This window comes from Streptomyces sp. NPDC054813, from assembly GCF_053611365.1.
On sequence record NZ_JBSHAF010000001.1, the window covers coordinates 280,232 to 295,517 of the forward strand.

The window sequence follows — 15,286 nt, forward strand, 5'->3', positions numbered from 1 at the left end:
CGGAGGACCCGCCGTGCGGCGCCGGGTCCGGCTACACCGCCGCCTTCGTACTCTCCGGCGGTGCCGTCTTCCGCGCCGTGATCACAGCGGTCGGCATACCTCGCCGCGCCGATGCCCACTCCGGCGCGGCCCGGTGAATCGGCGTCCCCGAGCCGGTCAGCGGTGCGCCCGTCCCGCCCCGCCGGATCGCGACGATCTCCGCCGCGATGGACAGCGCCGTCTCCTCGGGCGTACGGGCGCCGAGGTCGAGGCCGATGGGTGACCGCAGCCGCGCCAACTCCGCGTCGCCCAGGCCGACTTCACGCAGCCTGTGCTCCCGGTCGGCGTGCGTACGGCGGGAGCCCATCGCGCCGACGTAGGCGACCGGCATCCGCAGGGCCGCCGCCAGCAGGGGTACGTCGAACTTGGCGTCGTGGGTCAGCACGCACAGGACCGTACGCGCGTCGGTCTCGGTACGCCGGAGGTAGCGGTCCGGCCAGTCGACCACGACCTCGTCCGCCTCCGGGAAACGGGCCCGGGTGGCGAAGACGGGACGGGCGTCGCAGACGGTCACGCGGTAGCCGAGGAGCTTTCCGGCGCGCACTAGCGCGGAGGCGAAGTCGACCGCGCCGAAGACGATCATGCGAGGTGGCGGCAGACGGGTCTCGATGAACAGGGTGAGGCCGCCGGGGCAGTGGGAACCGTCCTCGGGGATCTCGACGGTACGGGTGCCTCCGGCGGTGAGCGTGGCCAGGGCCTCGGCGGTGACGCGTTCCGTGGGGAAGGTCGCGGGCATCCCGGGGGCCGGATGCGGCCGGCCGTGCCCACGCGGCGGAGCCGTGGACGGCACGGCTCCGGGTCCCTCGGCAGGTGCGTGCACAGCCGCGCCCAGAAGTTCCGCCGGTCCACGTATCACGCGGGTGAGGGCCATGGGCTCCCCCCGTGCCGCGGCCGACAGCGCCGCCTCGTACAGGCTCCGGTCCGGTGCGTCCCGGGTGACCGGCGTGACCAGAACCTCGATCACCCCACCGCACGTCAGCCCCACCGCGAAGGCGTCCTCGTCGCTGTAGCCGAAGCGCTCCAGAACCGGCTCGCCGTCCTGGAGGGCCTGCACGCACAGGTCGTACACCGCCCCCTCCACGCACCCACCGGATACCGAGCCGATCGCCGTGCCCGCGCCGTCGACCGCGAGGGCGGCGCCGGGAGGACGCGGCGCGCTGCCGCCGACGGACACCACCGTGGCGACGGCGAAGTCGCGGCCCTCCTCGGCCCACCTGCTCAACTCCGCGGCGAGGTCAAGCATCCCGGCCTGCCCGCAGGACGCGATCGGGGCGGATGGGCAGGGTGCGATGGCGTACGCCGGTCGCGTGCCAGACCGCGTTGCCGACCGCCGCCGCGGCGCCCACGATGCCGATCTCGCCGATGCCCTTGATGACGAGGGGGTCGTCCTCGTCCGGGTCCTCGGGCAGCCAGTCCGCCTCGACGAGCGGGACGTCCGCGTTGGCCGCGAAGTGGTAGCCCGCGAGGTCGGCGCCGACGTGGGCGCCCGAGGCCCGGTCCCGGACCGCCTCCTCGTGCAGGGCCATGGAGATGCCCCAGATCATGCCGCCGACGAACTGGTTGCGGGCGGTGAGCGGGTTGACGATCCGGCCCGCCGCGAAGATGCCGAGCATCCGGCGGACCCGCACCTCGCCGGTCATGACGTCGACGGCGACCTCGGCGAAGTGGGCGCCGTAGGAGTGCCGTTCCTTCTGCGGGAGCGCGGCGACGGCCTCCGCCGTGTTCGAGCGGACGGTGATGCCCTCCGGAGGGATGCCGCCGCCCAGGGCCAGTCGCCCGCGCAGTTCGTCGGCCGCCGCGGTGACCGCCCAGGACCAGGAACTGGTGCCCATCGAGCCGCCCGCGATCATGGCCGGCCCGAAGTCGCTGTCCCCGATCAGGACCCGGACGCGGTCCGGCGTCACCTCCAGCGCGTCGGCGGCGATCAGGGTGAGCGCCGTACGGGCGCCGGTGCCGATGTCCGCCGCGGAGATCCGGACGGTGAAGCCGCCGTCGGCCTCCGCGGTCACCGCCGCCGTGGACGGAAGGGCGCCCGCGTGGAACGTGGCCGCCGCCGTTCCGGTGCCGAGCAGCCAGCGGCCGTCGCGGCGCAGGCCGGGACGTGGATCGCGGTCCGCCCAGCCGAACCGTCGGGCGCCTTCGTGGAAGCAGGCGATCAGACCGCGGCCGGCGAAGGGCAGCCCGGACACGGGCCCGGTCTCGGGCTCGTTGCGGGCGCGCAGGTCGATCGGGTCGACGCCGCACTTCTCGGCCAGTTCGTCGAGCGCCGACTCCAGCGCGAAGGATCCCGGTGCCTCGCCCGGCGCGCGCATCCAGGTCGGGGTCGGCACGTCGAGCCGTACGATCCGGTGGACCGTGTGGTGGGCCGGGGCATCGTACAGCACCCGGGCCGGCATGGCGGCGGGCTCCAGGAACTCGTGCACCGTCGAGGAGAGGTTCAGTGACCGGTGTTCCAGTGCGCGCAGCCGTCCGTCGGGGTCGGCGCCGAGCCTGACGCGCTGTGCCGTGGGGCTGCGGTACCCGACCAGGGAGAACATCTGACGGCGGGTCAGGACGACGCGGACGGGGCGGCGGAGGAGGGTCGCGGCCATGACGGCGGCCACCTGGTGGGCACGGACACCCTTGGAGCCGAAGCCGCCGCCGATGTGTTCGGAGCGTACCCGCACGGATGCCGGGTCGAGCGAGAACAGGTTCGCGAGTTCCCCCTTCACCCAGATGGCACCCTGGTTGGAGTCGACGACCTCCAGGCGGCCGGCGTCCCAGTGGGCGGTCGCCGCGTGGGGCTCCATCGGGTTGTGGTGTTCCTCGGGCGTGCTGTACTCGGCGTCCACGACGACGGCGGACCGGGCGAGTTCGGCCTCCAGGTCGCCCTTCGCGGTCACGGCCGCGGCGTGGGGCGCGCCCGCCGCGGTGTACGCGTCCGGGCGTCCGTCGGCGAACGCGATGTCGTGCTGCTCCCGGTCGTAGTGCACCACGAGCGTCTCCGCGGCCTCCCTGGCCTGCTCGGAGGTCTCGGCGACGACCAGCGCCACGGGCCAGCCCGCATGCGGCACCCGGTCGTGCTGGAAGAGCGCGATGGACGGGTCGGGCCTGTTCCCCATGAGCCCGTCGTAGTCGGTCTCCAGGTGCGGGGCGTTCCCGTGGTGCAGGACGGTGAGGACGCCGGGCATGGCCAGGACGGTGTCGGCCTCCACCGCGCGGATGCGGCCGCGGGCGACCGTGGACAACACCAGCCAGCCGTGGGCGAGTTCGGCGAAGGGGATCTCTCCCGCGTAGCGGGCGGCGCCGGTGACCTTGTCACGTCCCTCCACGCGGGTGTGCGCCGTGCCGACGGAGCCCTTCAGAGGAGTGACGCTGGTCATCGGGCCGCCTCCTCGGCGAGTTCGGTCAGCACGGCCACCACGAGGTTGCGCATCAGGGGCACCTTGTATCCGTTGTGCGGCAGGGTTCGGGCCGTAGCCAGTTCGGCGTCCGCGGCGGCGGCGAAGGTGCGGGCGTCGGCCGGCGCGCCCCTGAGCACCCGCTCGGCCTCCAGGGCCCGCCAGGGCCGCGAGGCGACCGCCCCGAGGGCGAGCCGCACCTCCCGTACGGTTCCCGCCTCGACGTCGAGGGCGGCGGCGACCGAGCCGATCGCGAAGGCGTACGAGGCCCGTTCGCGCACCTTGCGATAGCGCGAGGCAGCGGCGACCGGCGCGGGCGGCAGGGTGACGCCGGTGATCAGCGCGCCCGGCGGCAGGGCGGTCTCCCGGTGCGGGGTGTCACCGACCGGCAGATAGAACTCGGTGAGCGGCAATTCTCCGGGCCCGTCGGCCGTTTCGTACGACACCACGGCGTCGAAGGCGGTGAGCGCCACGCCCATGTCCGACGGGTGCACGGCCACGCACTGGTCGGAGGCGCCGAGGATCGCGGCGTTGTGGTGCTCGCCCGCGACGGCGGGGCAACCGCTGCCGGGGGTCCTCTTGTTGCACGTCTGGGTCACGTCGGCGAAGTATCCGCAGCGGGTGCGCTGGAGCAGGTTCCCGCCGACCGTGGCCATGTTGCGCAGCTGCCCGGAGGCGCCGGCCAGTACCGCCTGGCTCAACGCCGGGTAGCGGCGCCGCACTTCGGGGTGGGCGGCAAGGTCGCTGTTGGTGACGGTGGCGCCGATCCGCAGGCCGCCGCCGGGCGTCGACTCGACGCGGTCCAGGGGCAGTTCGCGTATGTCGACGAGGCGGGCGGGCCGCTCGACGCCGGTCTTCATGAGGTCGACGAGGTTGGTGCCGCCGCCGAGGAACCTCGCGTCCGGATCGGCGTCGAGCAGTGCGACCGCGCCGGAGACGTCGAGCGCACGCTGATAGCCGAACTCCCTCATGCCGCCGCCTCCGTGGTCTCCGCCTCGGCCGCGGCCGCCCGGGCGACGGCCTGGACGATCGACACATACGCGCCGCAGCGGCACAGGTTGCCGCTCATCCGCTCGCGGATCTCCTCGGCGGTCAGCGCCGGCGGTCCCGCCTCGGGCCGTACGTCGCCGGTTACGGCGCTCGGCCAGCCGGCCGCGTGCTCCTCGATCACCGCGACGGCCGAACAGATCTGACCGGGTGTGCAGTAACCGCACTGGTAGCCGTCGACGTCGAGAAAGGCCTGCTGCACCGGGTGGAGCCGTTCGCCGTCGGCCAGGCCCTCGACGGTGGTGATCTCCCGCCCCTCGGCGGCCACCGCCAGTTGCAGACAGGCCACGGTCCGGCGGCCGTCCACCAGAACCGTGCAGGCCCCGCACTGCCCCTGGTCGCACCCCTTCTTGGTACCGGTGAGAGCAAGCCGCTCGCGCAGGGCGTCGAGGAGGGTGGTGCGATGGTCCACGGGCAGGGAGTGTTTCTCGCCGTTGATGTTCAGGGTGATGGCGCTGTGCGTCGACGTATTGGCTGGAGCCATGATCAGCCTTCTTTCGCAGATCCGGAACGCGCCCAGAAGGCGGTCCGGCACGCAGGCGTATGGGGAAATCGGGGACACCGAGAGACAAAGAGGCAGCTCAGTACATGGCTGGATCAGCTCGGCCAGGGCTATGATGGATCCAACCGGACAGCTGTCCGCTACCTGCCAACGTACCGGACAGCTGTCCGCTTAGCAAGGCCGGGCCCCTCCGCGAGCCCGCGAGGAGGAGCCGAGTGCCGGAGAAGAACGCACCGCTGCGCTCCGACGCACAGCGCAACCGCGAACGCATCCTGGAAGTGGCGCTGGCCGAACTGACCCGCTGCGCCGACGCCCCGCTGAGCGCGATCGCCAAGAAGGCGGGCGTCGGCCAGGGCACCTTCTACCGCAACTTCCCCAACCGCGAGGCGCTCGTCCTGGAGATCTACCGCCACGAGATGCAGCAGGTCGCCGACTGCGCGGCCCACCTGCTCGAAACCCGGGAACCCGACCGGGCCCTGCGCGAGTGGATGGACCGGCTGGCCCGGTTCGCCATGGCCAAGGCCGGTCTGGCCGACGCGATCCGCCAGGTAACGCGCGCGCCGGGCGCGACGGCGAAGCCCGAGCACACCCCCGTGACCGCCGCGTCCGAACTCCTGCTCCGCGCCGCAGAGAAGGCCGGCACCATCCGTCCGGGCGTCACCGCGGACGACTTCTTCCTCGCCATCAGCGGCCTGTTCACGATCGACCCGCACGGCGACTGGGAAACACGAGCCGCCCGCCTCTTCGACCTGGTCATGGACGGACTGCGGGTGGGAGCGCCGGGAGCGAAGGCCGACTGAGCAGGACGCGAGCCCCCCTCGACGGGGCGGCACAGGGAGTCCCCCCGGCAAGGGAGTTCACCACTTCGGCCAGGTGCGGTCGACGGGCCGGGCTCGCCCCTCCGGCCACCGCGACGCGCGCACCGCGTCCGCCGACACACGCGGTGCGGGAACGACGCGCTGAGCCAGGCCGCGGTTCTCCACCGTGCCCCGGGGGACGACGACCACCGGTCGACCGGAGGCCAAGTCCGCCCACCGGTCCGGGAGTCCGAAGTCACGGCTGCCGGCCGCCGCCAAAGATGCGCCCGGTCCGCAGCAGCCTCGTCGCGATCGAGGCACTGCGGCCCCGCTCCCGGGAGATCGCGGGCCGCCTTCCGGGTCCGTCGTGGTTGCGGAGAACCCGAACTCCCGGTGAGGCAGGAGCCGTCATTTCTGGCACCGGACCTCGACGAGGAGGGCCTGGTCAGGGTTGAGGGTGGGCATGGGCAGGCCGGCCGTGACCAGGACGGCGCCGGGCAGAGTGAGCCAGTCGTCCAGGGCTGCCGTCAGCCAGCGGGGTGGTGCCACCTGGTGGAACGAGGGCAGGCCGAGGTCGGTGCGCACGCGGAGCTGGTAGCGGGCGTCGGGGTCCAGGCCGGGAAAGAGCGTGCGGCCGGACTGGCCCTCGGGGGAAGTGGCCACGCACGCCCAGGAATACAGCGCCCTGGATCCGTCCTGGGCCACCACCCCGTACAGGACGCGGGAGTCGTCCTCCAGGTCGGCGCGGACGGTACGACCGGTGTGGAGCAGGGGGCGCAGTTCGCGGTAGAGGGCGCTCCAGGCGGTCAGCCCGGCCAGCTCCTGGTCCGAGCACTCGTTGAGGTCCTGCTCGATGCCCGCGTGCCCGAACAGGGCGGTGACCAGCCGGAACGTGTCGGAGGTGACGCGTCCCGTGGTGTGGCTGCGGGCGGCGCCCACATGGGTGCCGACCAGTTCGGGCGGGAGGAGTTGACCGGTCCAGTTCTGGATCGCCTGGCGTTCCACGGGGTCGTTGCAGTCCGAGGGCCACACCCGGTCGGTGCGGGCGAGTATGCCCAGGTCGACCCGGCCGCCGCCGCTGGCGCAGCTCTCGATCTCCAGGCCGGGGTGCCGCTGCTTGACCGCGTCCAGGAGCCGGTACAGCGCCTCGACCTGGGCGTGGGCCGCGGGCCGGTCACCGGGAGCGTGCACGGCTTCGTGGAGTTCCCGGTTGTGATCCCACTTCAGGTAGGCGATGCCGTAGCTTCCGACGAGTGCGTCCAGTGACTTCAGCAGGTAGTCGAAGACCTCGGGACGGGAGAGGTCCAGGACGTGCTGATGGCGGGCGGACGGCCCGAGGCCGGCCGCGGGACCCAGGATCCAGTCGGGGTGGGTACGGGCCAGGTGGGAGTCGAGGTTCACCATCTCCGGCTCGACCCAGAGTCCGAAGTCCATGCCCAGCGCCCGGACATGGTCGGCGAGCGGGCCGAGCCCCTCGGGCCAGACCGTCGGGTCGGCGAGCCAGTCGCCGAGCCCCGCGGTGTCGGCGCGACGGCCGCTGAACCACCCGTCGTCGAGCACGAAGCGCTCGACCTGGGCCAAGCGGCGCTTCGACGCAGTCAAGTGCGCTGGTCCCCAACTGGTCCCCAAAACAGTCAAGGGGCTGTTTCAGATGCGCTCCGAAACAGCCCCTTACCCGCGACTTCGTAAAGTCGGGACGACAGGATTTGAACCTGCGACCCCTTGACCCCCAGTCAAGTGCGCTACCAAGCTGCGCCACGTCCCGCTGCGGAGTCACGCGGTGGATGCCGCGTGATCACGCAGGTCAACACTACCGCACGCGCGCCGTTGCTGTTGCCGCCCGCTCCGTGACCGGTACGGTGACGCGCTGTCCGCGGCGGACCGGCACCAGGAGCGCGGCCCCGGCGGCGGTCAGGCAGAACAGGGCGAGCAGGGCCCAGGCGTGGGTGTAGCCGGAGGCGTAGGGCAGTCCGGAGGGCTGGAGCCGGCCGGTGACCAGGACACTGGTGAGCGCGGCGCCGATGGAGCCGCCGATGGTACGGATGTTGGCGTTCATGCCGGTCGCGGCGCCGGTCTGCTCGGGCGGCACGCTGCCGACGACGAGGTTGGCCATCGAGGCGAAGGCCAGGCCGATGCCGAGGCCGAACAGGCCGGAGACGACGACGATCTGCCATTGGGCGGTGTGCCACAGGGTGAGCAGGCCGAGCGCGAGGGCACCGAAGGCCGCACCGGCGGTGAGGAGCGCCTTCGCGCCCACCCTGGGCTCGAGCCGGCCGCTGAGGATGCCGGAGAGGAACATCGCGAGCAGCATCGGAAGCATCAGCAGCCCGGAGGCGGTGACGCTGGCACCGAAGCCGTATCCGGCGGAGGACGGCGTCTGGACGAAGCCGGGCAGGAAGGACCAGAGGGCGTACATGCCCGCGCCGAACATCAGGGCCGCGGCGTTGGTGGTCCAGACGACGGGCAGCCGCATGACGCGCAGGTCGATCAGCGGGGTGCGGGAGCGGGCCTCGACGAGCAGCCATACCGCGAACAGCACGACGGCCGTGCCGAAGAGGCCGAGCACCTTGGCCGAGCCCCAGCCCCACTGCCCGGCCTGGCTCAGCGGCAGCAGCAGCGCCACCAGCCACGCGGAGAGCAGCCCGGCGCCGAGCCAGCTCACGCTGCCCTGGGCCCTCTTGGGCGACTCGGGGACATAGCGGGCGGCGATGAGGACGGTCACGGCGACCACACCGACCGGGATCCAGAACAGCCAGCGGTAGTCCAGCGCGGAGACGATGGGTCCGGCGGCCACGATGCCGACGCCGCCGCCGGCCGCGATCACCGCGGACAGGTTGCTGATGCTGCCGCTGACCTGGGCCGGGGCGAACTCGTCCCGGATGATGCCGAAGGAGAGCGGGAACAGGGCGCCGCCGACGCCCTGGACGACCCGGGCGAGGATCAGGACGCCGATGTTCGGCGCGAGGGCGGCGAGCAGGCAGCCGGCCAGGACGGCCAGCAGGACGGCGACGAGGGTGCGCTTCTTGCCGGTCAGGTCGCCGACGCGGCCGAGTATCGGGGTGAAGACCGAGGCGGACAGCAGGTAGGCCGTCATCACCCAGGTCGCGTTGGACTGCGAGGTGTGCAGGGCGTGCTGGACGGTCGGCAGGGCCGGCGCGACCAGCGACTGGAGCATGGAGAACACGCCGGCACCGGTCGCGAGGACCGCGAAGGTGAGGCGGGTGGACTTCCGGGGCATGAAGGAGCCTCTCCGAATATCGGACACGGAGGGAAAGAGATGTCTGGGTAGGTGCGGAAGGGCGCAGGCCGCGTCCGGCCATGACGGGCCCTTTTCGCACTGCTAAAGTGGAGGTACCCCTCCACTGTACTGGAGGCAACCCTCCGCTTCAACCGAAGTCGAGGAATCCCTCCGGTTCACCCTCGTCCCCCGGGAGGCAGCAGTGACCGTCGGCCCCTTCCCCGTCAGTGAGATCGTCGCGTCCCGCAGACCGCACCGCAAAGACGCGGCCCGCAACTACGACGCGCTGATCGCGGCCGCCCGCGAGGCGTTCGCCGACAAGGGCGCGGAGGCCTCCCTGGAGGACGTCGCCCGCCGCGCCGGGGTCGGCATCGGCACGCTGTACCGCAACTTCCCCACCCGCCGCGACCTCTTCGAGAGCGTCTACGCCGACGAGGTCAACACCCTGTGCCGGGCGGCCGTGGAGCTGGCCGAGCTGGAACCGTGGCAGGCCCTGACCTCCTGGCTGGACCGCTTCACCGGCTACATGGTCACCAAGCGGGCGGTGCGCGAGGCACTCAACGACGAGTCGGAGATCTTCTCGGCCTGCCGGGACTCGATGTACGCGGCCGGCGGCCCGCTACTGGAGAGGGCCCAGAAGGCGGGCGTGGTACGGACGGACATGGAGATCGGCGACCTGCTGCGGATGGTCTCGGGCATCACGGCGACGGCCTTCGAGGACGAGGCCCAGCGCGACCGCGTCATGTCCATCGCCCTGGACGGCGTACGAGCGGTGCGGTAGACGCCCCTTCAGGGGCGCGGGGCGGTATCGATCTGCGGCTACCACCACGCGGGCGCGACAAGCCCCCGCCGCCCCGCGGCTCACCACCCACCACTCAGCCCCGAACGCTTCTCCCTTCGTACGCCGCCCGCAACACACCCAGTGCGTCGTCCGCGGCGACCGGCCTCGGGTTGGCATACGCCTGCCCCGCCACCTGCCCGGCAGCCGCCGCCAAGTCGCCTTCTTTCAGACCGAGTTCGGCGAGGGAACGCGGCGCCCCCAGACGCCCCGCCAGCTCCTGCAGGGCGCCCGGCGCATCATCCGCCCCCAGCGCCCGGGCCACGGCGGCCGCCGCCTCCGGCGCGGCGGGCTCGTTGAAGGCGAGGGCGTACGGCAGGACGACGGTGTGGGTCTCCGCGTGCGGGAGCCCGAACGTGCCGCCGAGGACATGGCACAGCTTGTGGTGCAGGCCCATGGTGGTGGCGCCCAGGCAGGCCCCGCACAGCCAGGCGCCGTACAGCGCGCGGGAGCGGGCCGGTACCGAGTCCGGGGCCGCGGCGATCTCGGGCAGCGCGCCCGCCAGCGCCCGGACGCCCTCCTCTGCCATCAGCGCCACCAGCGGTGAGCCGTCCGGCGCGTACAGCGCCTCCACGGCGTGGGCGAGGGCGTTGATCCCACTGGTCACCGAGAGGGGGACGGGCAGGGAGAGGGTGAGCTCGGGGTCGTAGACGACACTGCGCGGCAGGACGACGGGGTCCCGTCCGGTGCGTTTGACGCCGTGCTCGGTGAGGCCCCAGACCGGGGTCATCTCGGAGCCCGCGTAGGTCGAGGGCACCGCGATCAGCGGGAGGCCGGTACGCAGGGTGATGGCCTTGCCGAGGCCGATGGCCGAGCCGCCGCCGACGGCCACGCAGCCGTCGGCACCCGCCGCCCGGGCCGCCTCGACACCCCGGTCGGCGACCTCGACGGGGACGTGCATCCGGGCCCCGGTGTGCAGGCCGGCACAGGCGGACCCGAGCGAGTCGGCGACGGCCCGCGCGGTTCCCGCACCCCGCTCGCCGCTCAGCACGAGCAACCGCCGCAATCCGAGGTGCCGGGCCTCCTCGGCGGGCGCGGTGAGCGCGGCGCCGGGCCGGAACACCACCCGGGCGGGCCGGGTCTCGTACACGAAGTCCAGATTCACGAACGCTCCAGTACGAGGTCGAAGCGGGCGTGCCGGAACGGGTTCGGCACGCCGAACTCCCCCGCCAGCGCCGGGTCGTCGGTCGGCGTGAAGTCCTTCACCAGACTCTCCTTGACCGCGAACACCACGTCGGAGTCCAGGTAGTCGCCGCCGGCGACGAAGATGTGCGTGGTCACCGGGGTATGCCCCTCGGCCGAGACGATGAAGTGGATGTGGGCGGGGCGGTAGGGGTGCCGTCCGGTGGCCTTCAGCAGGGCGCCCACCGGGCCGTCGGTCGGGATCGGGTACGCGCTGGGCACACAGGTCCGGAACCGGAAACGGCCCTCGCCGTCGGCCGTGAACAGGCCGCGGCCGTTGCCGGGCGGCTGGACCTCGGGCTGCTGCACGTCGTAGAAGCCGTGCGGGTCGGCCTGCCAGACGTCCAGGACGGCGCCGGGCAGCGGGGTGCCGTCGGCGGACCGGACCACACCGCTGACCACGCAGGGTTCACCGGCGCCCACCAGGTCGATGTCCGCGCCCAGCTCCCGGACCGGGGACTCGGTCATGTGGAAGGGGCCGAGGACGGTCGACTCGGTGCTGCCGGGGTCACTGTGCCCGTTGACCGTCTCGACCAGCATCGACAGCCCCAGCACGTCGGAGAGCAGGATGAACTCCTGCCGGGTGTCCGTGCAGGTCTGACCGGTCGCGGTGAGGAACGCGACCGCCGTCTCCCACTCCCCCTGGGTCAGCCGGGTCTCGCGCGCGAAGGCGTGCAGATGGCGGATCAGCGCCGCGAGCACGTCGCGCAGCCGGGGGTCGTCGGTGGCCCGCAGGCTCTCGACGGCCTCCGTGGTGACCGCGTCTTCGGTTGTCATGACGGCTCCTTGCCCGGCGGAACGGTGACCATGAGTGAGCGTAGACCCGTTCACCGTTCAATGAACGGATCTACTTGATCAGCGCGTTGGCCACCACCACGATCACCCCGAGCAAGGCGTCGAGGATGCCGGTGAGCACGGCGGCGGGCCAACTCCGCGCCGACCAGCGGGCCGTGACGAGTCCCAGGCCGAACAGGATCACGATGTTCAGGATGAACGCCGGGTACTCGACGCCCTTGGGCGGCCACCAGCCCCAGCCGGCGCCCGCGAGCAGGAAGACCGTGGGCAGCACGGCCGTGACCAGCGGCCACTCGTCGGCCAGGGAGCGCAGCCCGTCCCAGCGCCGGTGCGGGGCACGCTCGGCGATGTAGTGGGCGTAGCCGTGGGCCAGGGCGGAGGCGCAGGCGGTCACCAGCAGCCAGAGGGCGTCGTAACGGCGGCTCGCGGTGGAGGTGTGGCCGTACTGGGTGAGCGCCGCGACCATCGAGGAAGCCAGTACGGCGCCGTAGACCCCGCCGAACAGGACGGCCTCGCGGGTGTCGTGCGTGTGCGGCTCCGCCACCGCCGCCGTGGAGTCGGCCATGTTCTCCACGATCACCCCGGCGCGACGCCCCCGCCAGTCCGGACGGCCCGACGAAGTGTCCTCCCACCAGGCCCGATGCCCCACACCCTGTCCACGCCCAGGGCGCCGGTGCGCTCGCTAGGGTCACCGTATGACGACGCACAGCTTCGCCCTGCACATCCCCGACGCCGACCTCGAACCGGAGCCACTGGACCCGGCGCAGATCCTCTCCGGCACGCCCGAGGTCACCGGCAAGGTGGTCTGGGAGTCGGCCGACGGCAAGCAGATCCGCGGGATCTGGCAGATCACCCCGGGTGTGGTCACCGACACCGAGGCGGACGAGCTGTTCGTGGTGGTCAGCGGCTCGGCGACGATCGAGGTCGAGGGCGGGCCGACGCTCACGGTGGGTCCGGGGGACATGGCCGTGCTGCGCGCGGGCGACCGTACGACGTGGACGGTGCACGAGACGCTGCGCAAGGCGTACGCGATCAATCTGTGAGAGGGGTCCGGCCGGTCCGTGAGACGGGTACGGCCGGTCCGTGAGACGGGTACGGCCGACCTCTGAGTGCGTCCGGCTCAGCGTCCCGTCGGGGCCGGCATGTTGTACGGCGTGACCACCTGGATCGGCGACGGCAGAGTCGGGCCTGCCGGGGGCAGCGCGCCCTGGGCGCGCATCACGAGGTGGCAGGCCTCGCGCATGTCCTGCCGCAGGTCGTGGTGGAGGACGGCGGACAGGCGGTGCTCGCGCAGCAGGCGGGTGTTGTCGTGGTCGAGGTCGTGGGCGACGAACACCGCGCACTCCCGGCCCAGTTCGGCGAAGGCGCGCAGGGTCGCGTTGTTGCCGCCGCCGATCGAGTAGACCGCGCGGATCTCCGGGTCGCGTTCGAGGGCGGCGCGGACCAGGTCGTACTGGGTGGCGTCCAGCCCCTGACCCTCGGCGATCTCCACCACGGCGCGCTCGGGATGGGTGGCCCGCATGACGCTGCGGAAGCCCATCTCGCGCTCCTCCTCGTTGCGGAAGAAGCCGCTGCTGAGGCTGGTGAGGACGTTGCCGGGCCGGCCGCCGAGCCACTGGCCCATCAGATACGCGGCGGTGGCGCCGGCCGCCCGGTTGTCGCTGCCGACGTAGGCGAGCCGACCGCTGGCGGGCAGGTCGGTGACCAGGGTGACCACCGGGATCTCCGCCGACCTGAGGCGCCCCACGGCGGCGGTGACCTCGGGGACGTCCGGTGCCTTGAGGATCACGCCCTGCGAGCCCCGGCGGGCTATCCGGTCGAGTGTCCCCACGAGCTCCGCCACCGGCCCGGTCTCCCGGAAGTGGAACCGGGAGCGCACCACCGCCGGGTGCAGCGAGGGCAGCTCGGCCTCCAGCGCCCCGCGCACCGCCGTGGTGAACCGCTCGGGCGCCTGCATCACGATGTCGACCATGAAGGTACGGCCCACCAGCCGGACCTGGGTGCGTTGCCGGTCCAGGTCGGCGATCGCCTGCCGCACCTCCCGCTCGGTGCTCTCCCGTACCCCTCCCCTGCCGTTCAGCACCCGGTCCACGGTGGCCTCGCTGAGCCCTGCCTGACGTGCGATTTCACGGATCGGGAAGGGGTGACCCACAGCCTGGCTCCTTGAGGGGTTTTTGATGGCTCGCTGCTGGTTGTTCGAGGGGTTTGTACTGACAACAATGACAGAGCCCCGCCGCTCCCACGGCCCTGACCCCGGCCGTGACCGTGGCCGTGACCGAAAGAAGGACACCGATGTCCCTCGCCGCCGAACAGGGCCGCGCCTGGCTCTCCCAGCAGGACTGCGACCTCGACACCTTCCGCGCGCTGGTCGAGCGGACCACCGACCCGGCTGCCTACCCGCACGCCTCGGCCGTCGAGCACAACGTCCTCGTCTACGACAGCGAGCGGCTGCGCGGCGCCGACGCACCCCACGAGATGCGGACCGAACTCGTGCGCGCCCTCACCGACGGCCCCGGTGTCGTCGTCTTCAAGGGCGCGTTCCCCGACCCGGCGGTCGTCGACCGGGCCACGGAGGTCTTCGAGGCGCTGATCTCGGAGCAGAAGGAGTCGGGCGCGCAGGCCGGCGACCACTTCGCGAAGCCGGGTGCCAACGAACGGGTGTGGAACGCGCTGGAGAAGGCGGCACTGTACGACCCGGAGGTGTTCGCCGACTACTACGCCAACGACATCCTGGCCCTGGTCTCCCGGGCCTGGCTGGGCCCCGGCTACCAGGTCACCTCTCAGATCAACGTGGTCAACCCGGGCGGCATGGCGCAGACCGCGCACCGCGACTACCACCTCGGCTTCCTCTCCGACGAGCAGGCCGAGGCCTACCCGGCCCATGTGCACCGCCTCTCCCCCGTGCTCACTCTCCAGGGTGCGGTCGCCCACTGCGACATGCCGGTGGAGTCCGGGCCGACGCTCTACCTCCCTTACTCGCAGACCTACGAGCCGGGCTATCTGGCCTGGCGGCGACCGGAGTTCCAGGACTACTTCAGGGCCCACCACGTACAGCTGCCCCTGGCCAAGGGCGACGCGGCGTTCTTCAACCCGGCGGTGTTCCACGCGGCCGGCACCAACCGGAGCGTGGACGTGCACCGGATGGCCAACCTGCTCCAGGTCTCCTCGGCCTTCGGACGGGCCATGGAGACGGTGGACCGGGAGGCGGTGACCAACGCGGTCTACCCGGTACTGCGCCGGCGCCGGACGGAGGGGGCCTCCGAGGCCTGGCTGGAGCACGTCATCGCCGCGAGCGCCGAGGGCTACCCCTTCCCGACCAACCTCGACAGCGATCCGCCGGTCGACGGCTTGGCCCCGCCCTCGCAGGCGGACCTGGTGCGGCGGGCGCTGCGCGAGGGATGGGCGACGCGGGTGCTGCGGGACGAACTTCGGGCCGCCACGGCCCGGCGTGAGAGCTGAAAGGCCAAG

The 15,286-nt window shown here is 72.4% G+C and carries 14 protein-coding genes and 1 tRNA gene; 4 read left to right on the forward strand and 11 right to left on the reverse strand.

The genetic code is table 11. From position 1 onward, the window contains the following. Positions 1-31 precede the first annotated feature (31 nt). From ACWGJB_RS01175 to ACWGJB_RS01190, 4 genes are read right to left on the reverse strand one after another with little or no spacing between them, the layout of a single operon-like run. Positions 32-1,282 (reverse strand): XdhC family protein, encoded by a 1,251-nt coding sequence (locus tag ACWGJB_RS01175; protein WP_453378203.1) that lies wholly within the window; start codon positions 1,280-1,282, stop codon positions 32-34. Continuing rightward, positions 1,275-3,401 (reverse strand): xanthine dehydrogenase family protein molybdopterin-binding subunit, encoded by a 2,127-nt coding sequence (locus ACWGJB_RS01180; protein ID WP_453378204.1) that lies wholly within the window; start codon positions 3,399-3,401, stop codon positions 1,275-1,277. Before ACWGJB_RS01180 ends, ACWGJB_RS01175 begins: the two co-directional genes overlap by 8 nt. Beyond that, positions 3,398-4,390, reverse strand: a complete 993-nt coding sequence (locus ACWGJB_RS01185; RefSeq protein ID WP_453378205.1) for an FAD binding domain-containing protein — start codon at positions 4,388-4,390, stop codon at positions 3,398-3,400. Before ACWGJB_RS01185 ends, ACWGJB_RS01180 begins: the two co-directional genes overlap by 4 nt. Further along, positions 4,387-4,950: a (2Fe-2S)-binding protein gene (locus ACWGJB_RS01190; RefSeq protein WP_453378206.1), complete on the reverse strand. Its 564-nt coding sequence runs from the start codon at positions 4,948-4,950 to the stop codon at positions 4,387-4,389. Before ACWGJB_RS01190 ends, ACWGJB_RS01185 begins: the two co-directional genes overlap by 4 nt. A gap of 233 nt (positions 4,951-5,183) precedes the next feature. Between ACWGJB_RS01190 and ACWGJB_RS01195 the strand changes: the two genes are divergently transcribed. Beyond that, a complete protein-coding gene (locus ACWGJB_RS01195; RefSeq protein WP_453378207.1) occupies positions 5,184-5,768 on the forward strand; it encodes a TetR/AcrR family transcriptional regulator in 585 nt (194 codons plus the stop codon). Positions 5,769-6,173: 405 nt separating this feature from the next. Here ACWGJB_RS01195 and ACWGJB_RS01200 read toward each other — a convergent pair whose 3' ends face one another. The 3 genes from ACWGJB_RS01200 to ACWGJB_RS01210 all read right to left on the reverse strand — a co-directional run bounded on the left by ACWGJB_RS01200 (position 6,174) and on the right by ACWGJB_RS01210 (position 9,003). Continuing rightward, a complete protein-coding gene (locus ACWGJB_RS01200) occupies positions 6,174-7,367 on the reverse strand; it encodes an alpha-galactosidase (RefSeq protein WP_453378208.1) in 1,194 nt (397 codons plus the stop codon). An 89-nt stretch (positions 7,368-7,456) separates the two neighbouring features. Continuing rightward, positions 7,457-7,530 (reverse strand) — tRNA-Pro (locus ACWGJB_RS01205). A gap of 45 nt (positions 7,531-7,575) precedes the next feature. Next, positions 7,576-9,003 (reverse strand): MFS transporter, encoded by a 1,428-nt coding sequence (locus ACWGJB_RS01210; protein ID WP_453378209.1) that lies wholly within the window; start codon positions 9,001-9,003, stop codon positions 7,576-7,578. 202 nt (positions 9,004-9,205) lie between these two features. On the opposite strand from ACWGJB_RS01210, the gene ACWGJB_RS01215 reads away from it, so the two are divergent. Continuing rightward, on the forward strand, positions 9,206-9,784 hold the full coding sequence (locus ACWGJB_RS01215) for a TetR/AcrR family transcriptional regulator (protein WP_453378210.1): 579 nt from the start codon (positions 9,206-9,208) through the stop codon (positions 9,782-9,784). Positions 9,785-9,878: 94 nt separating this feature from the next. Here ACWGJB_RS01215 and ACWGJB_RS01220 read toward each other — a convergent pair whose 3' ends face one another. From ACWGJB_RS01220 to ACWGJB_RS01230, 3 genes are all read right to left on the reverse strand, one after another. Next, the gene (locus ACWGJB_RS01220) at positions 9,879-10,940 is read right to left on the reverse strand and encodes a maleylacetate reductase (protein WP_453378579.1); all 1,062 of its coding nucleotides are present in this window, start codon (positions 10,938-10,940) and stop codon (positions 9,879-9,881) included. 2 nt (positions 10,941-10,942) lie between these two features. Then, the gene (locus ACWGJB_RS01225; protein WP_453378211.1) at positions 10,943-11,800 is read right to left on the reverse strand and encodes an intradiol ring-cleavage dioxygenase; all 858 of its coding nucleotides are present in this window, start codon (positions 11,798-11,800) and stop codon (positions 10,943-10,945) included. Between the two features lie 70 nt (positions 11,801-11,870). Then, the gene (locus ACWGJB_RS01230) at positions 11,871-12,383 is read right to left on the reverse strand and encodes a hypothetical protein (RefSeq protein WP_453378212.1); all 513 of its coding nucleotides are present in this window, start codon (positions 12,381-12,383) and stop codon (positions 11,871-11,873) included. A 130-nt stretch (positions 12,384-12,513) separates the two neighbouring features. Between ACWGJB_RS01230 and ACWGJB_RS01235 the strand changes: the two genes are divergently transcribed. Further along, a complete protein-coding gene (locus ACWGJB_RS01235) occupies positions 12,514-12,861 on the forward strand; it encodes a cupin domain-containing protein (RefSeq protein WP_453378213.1) in 348 nt (115 codons plus the stop codon). A gap of 77 nt (positions 12,862-12,938) precedes the next feature. Here ACWGJB_RS01235 and ACWGJB_RS01240 read toward each other — a convergent pair whose 3' ends face one another. After that, entirely contained in the window at positions 12,939-13,970 is a 1,032-nt protein-coding gene (locus ACWGJB_RS01240; protein WP_453378214.1) for a LacI family DNA-binding transcriptional regulator, read from the reverse strand. Positions 13,971-14,110: 140 nt separating this feature from the next. Between ACWGJB_RS01240 and ACWGJB_RS01245 the strand changes: the two genes are divergently transcribed. After that, on the forward strand, positions 14,111-15,277 hold the full coding sequence (locus ACWGJB_RS01245; protein WP_453378215.1) for a phytanoyl-CoA dioxygenase family protein: 1,167 nt from the start codon (positions 14,111-14,113) through the stop codon (positions 15,275-15,277). Positions 15,278-15,286: the final 9 nt, after the last annotated feature.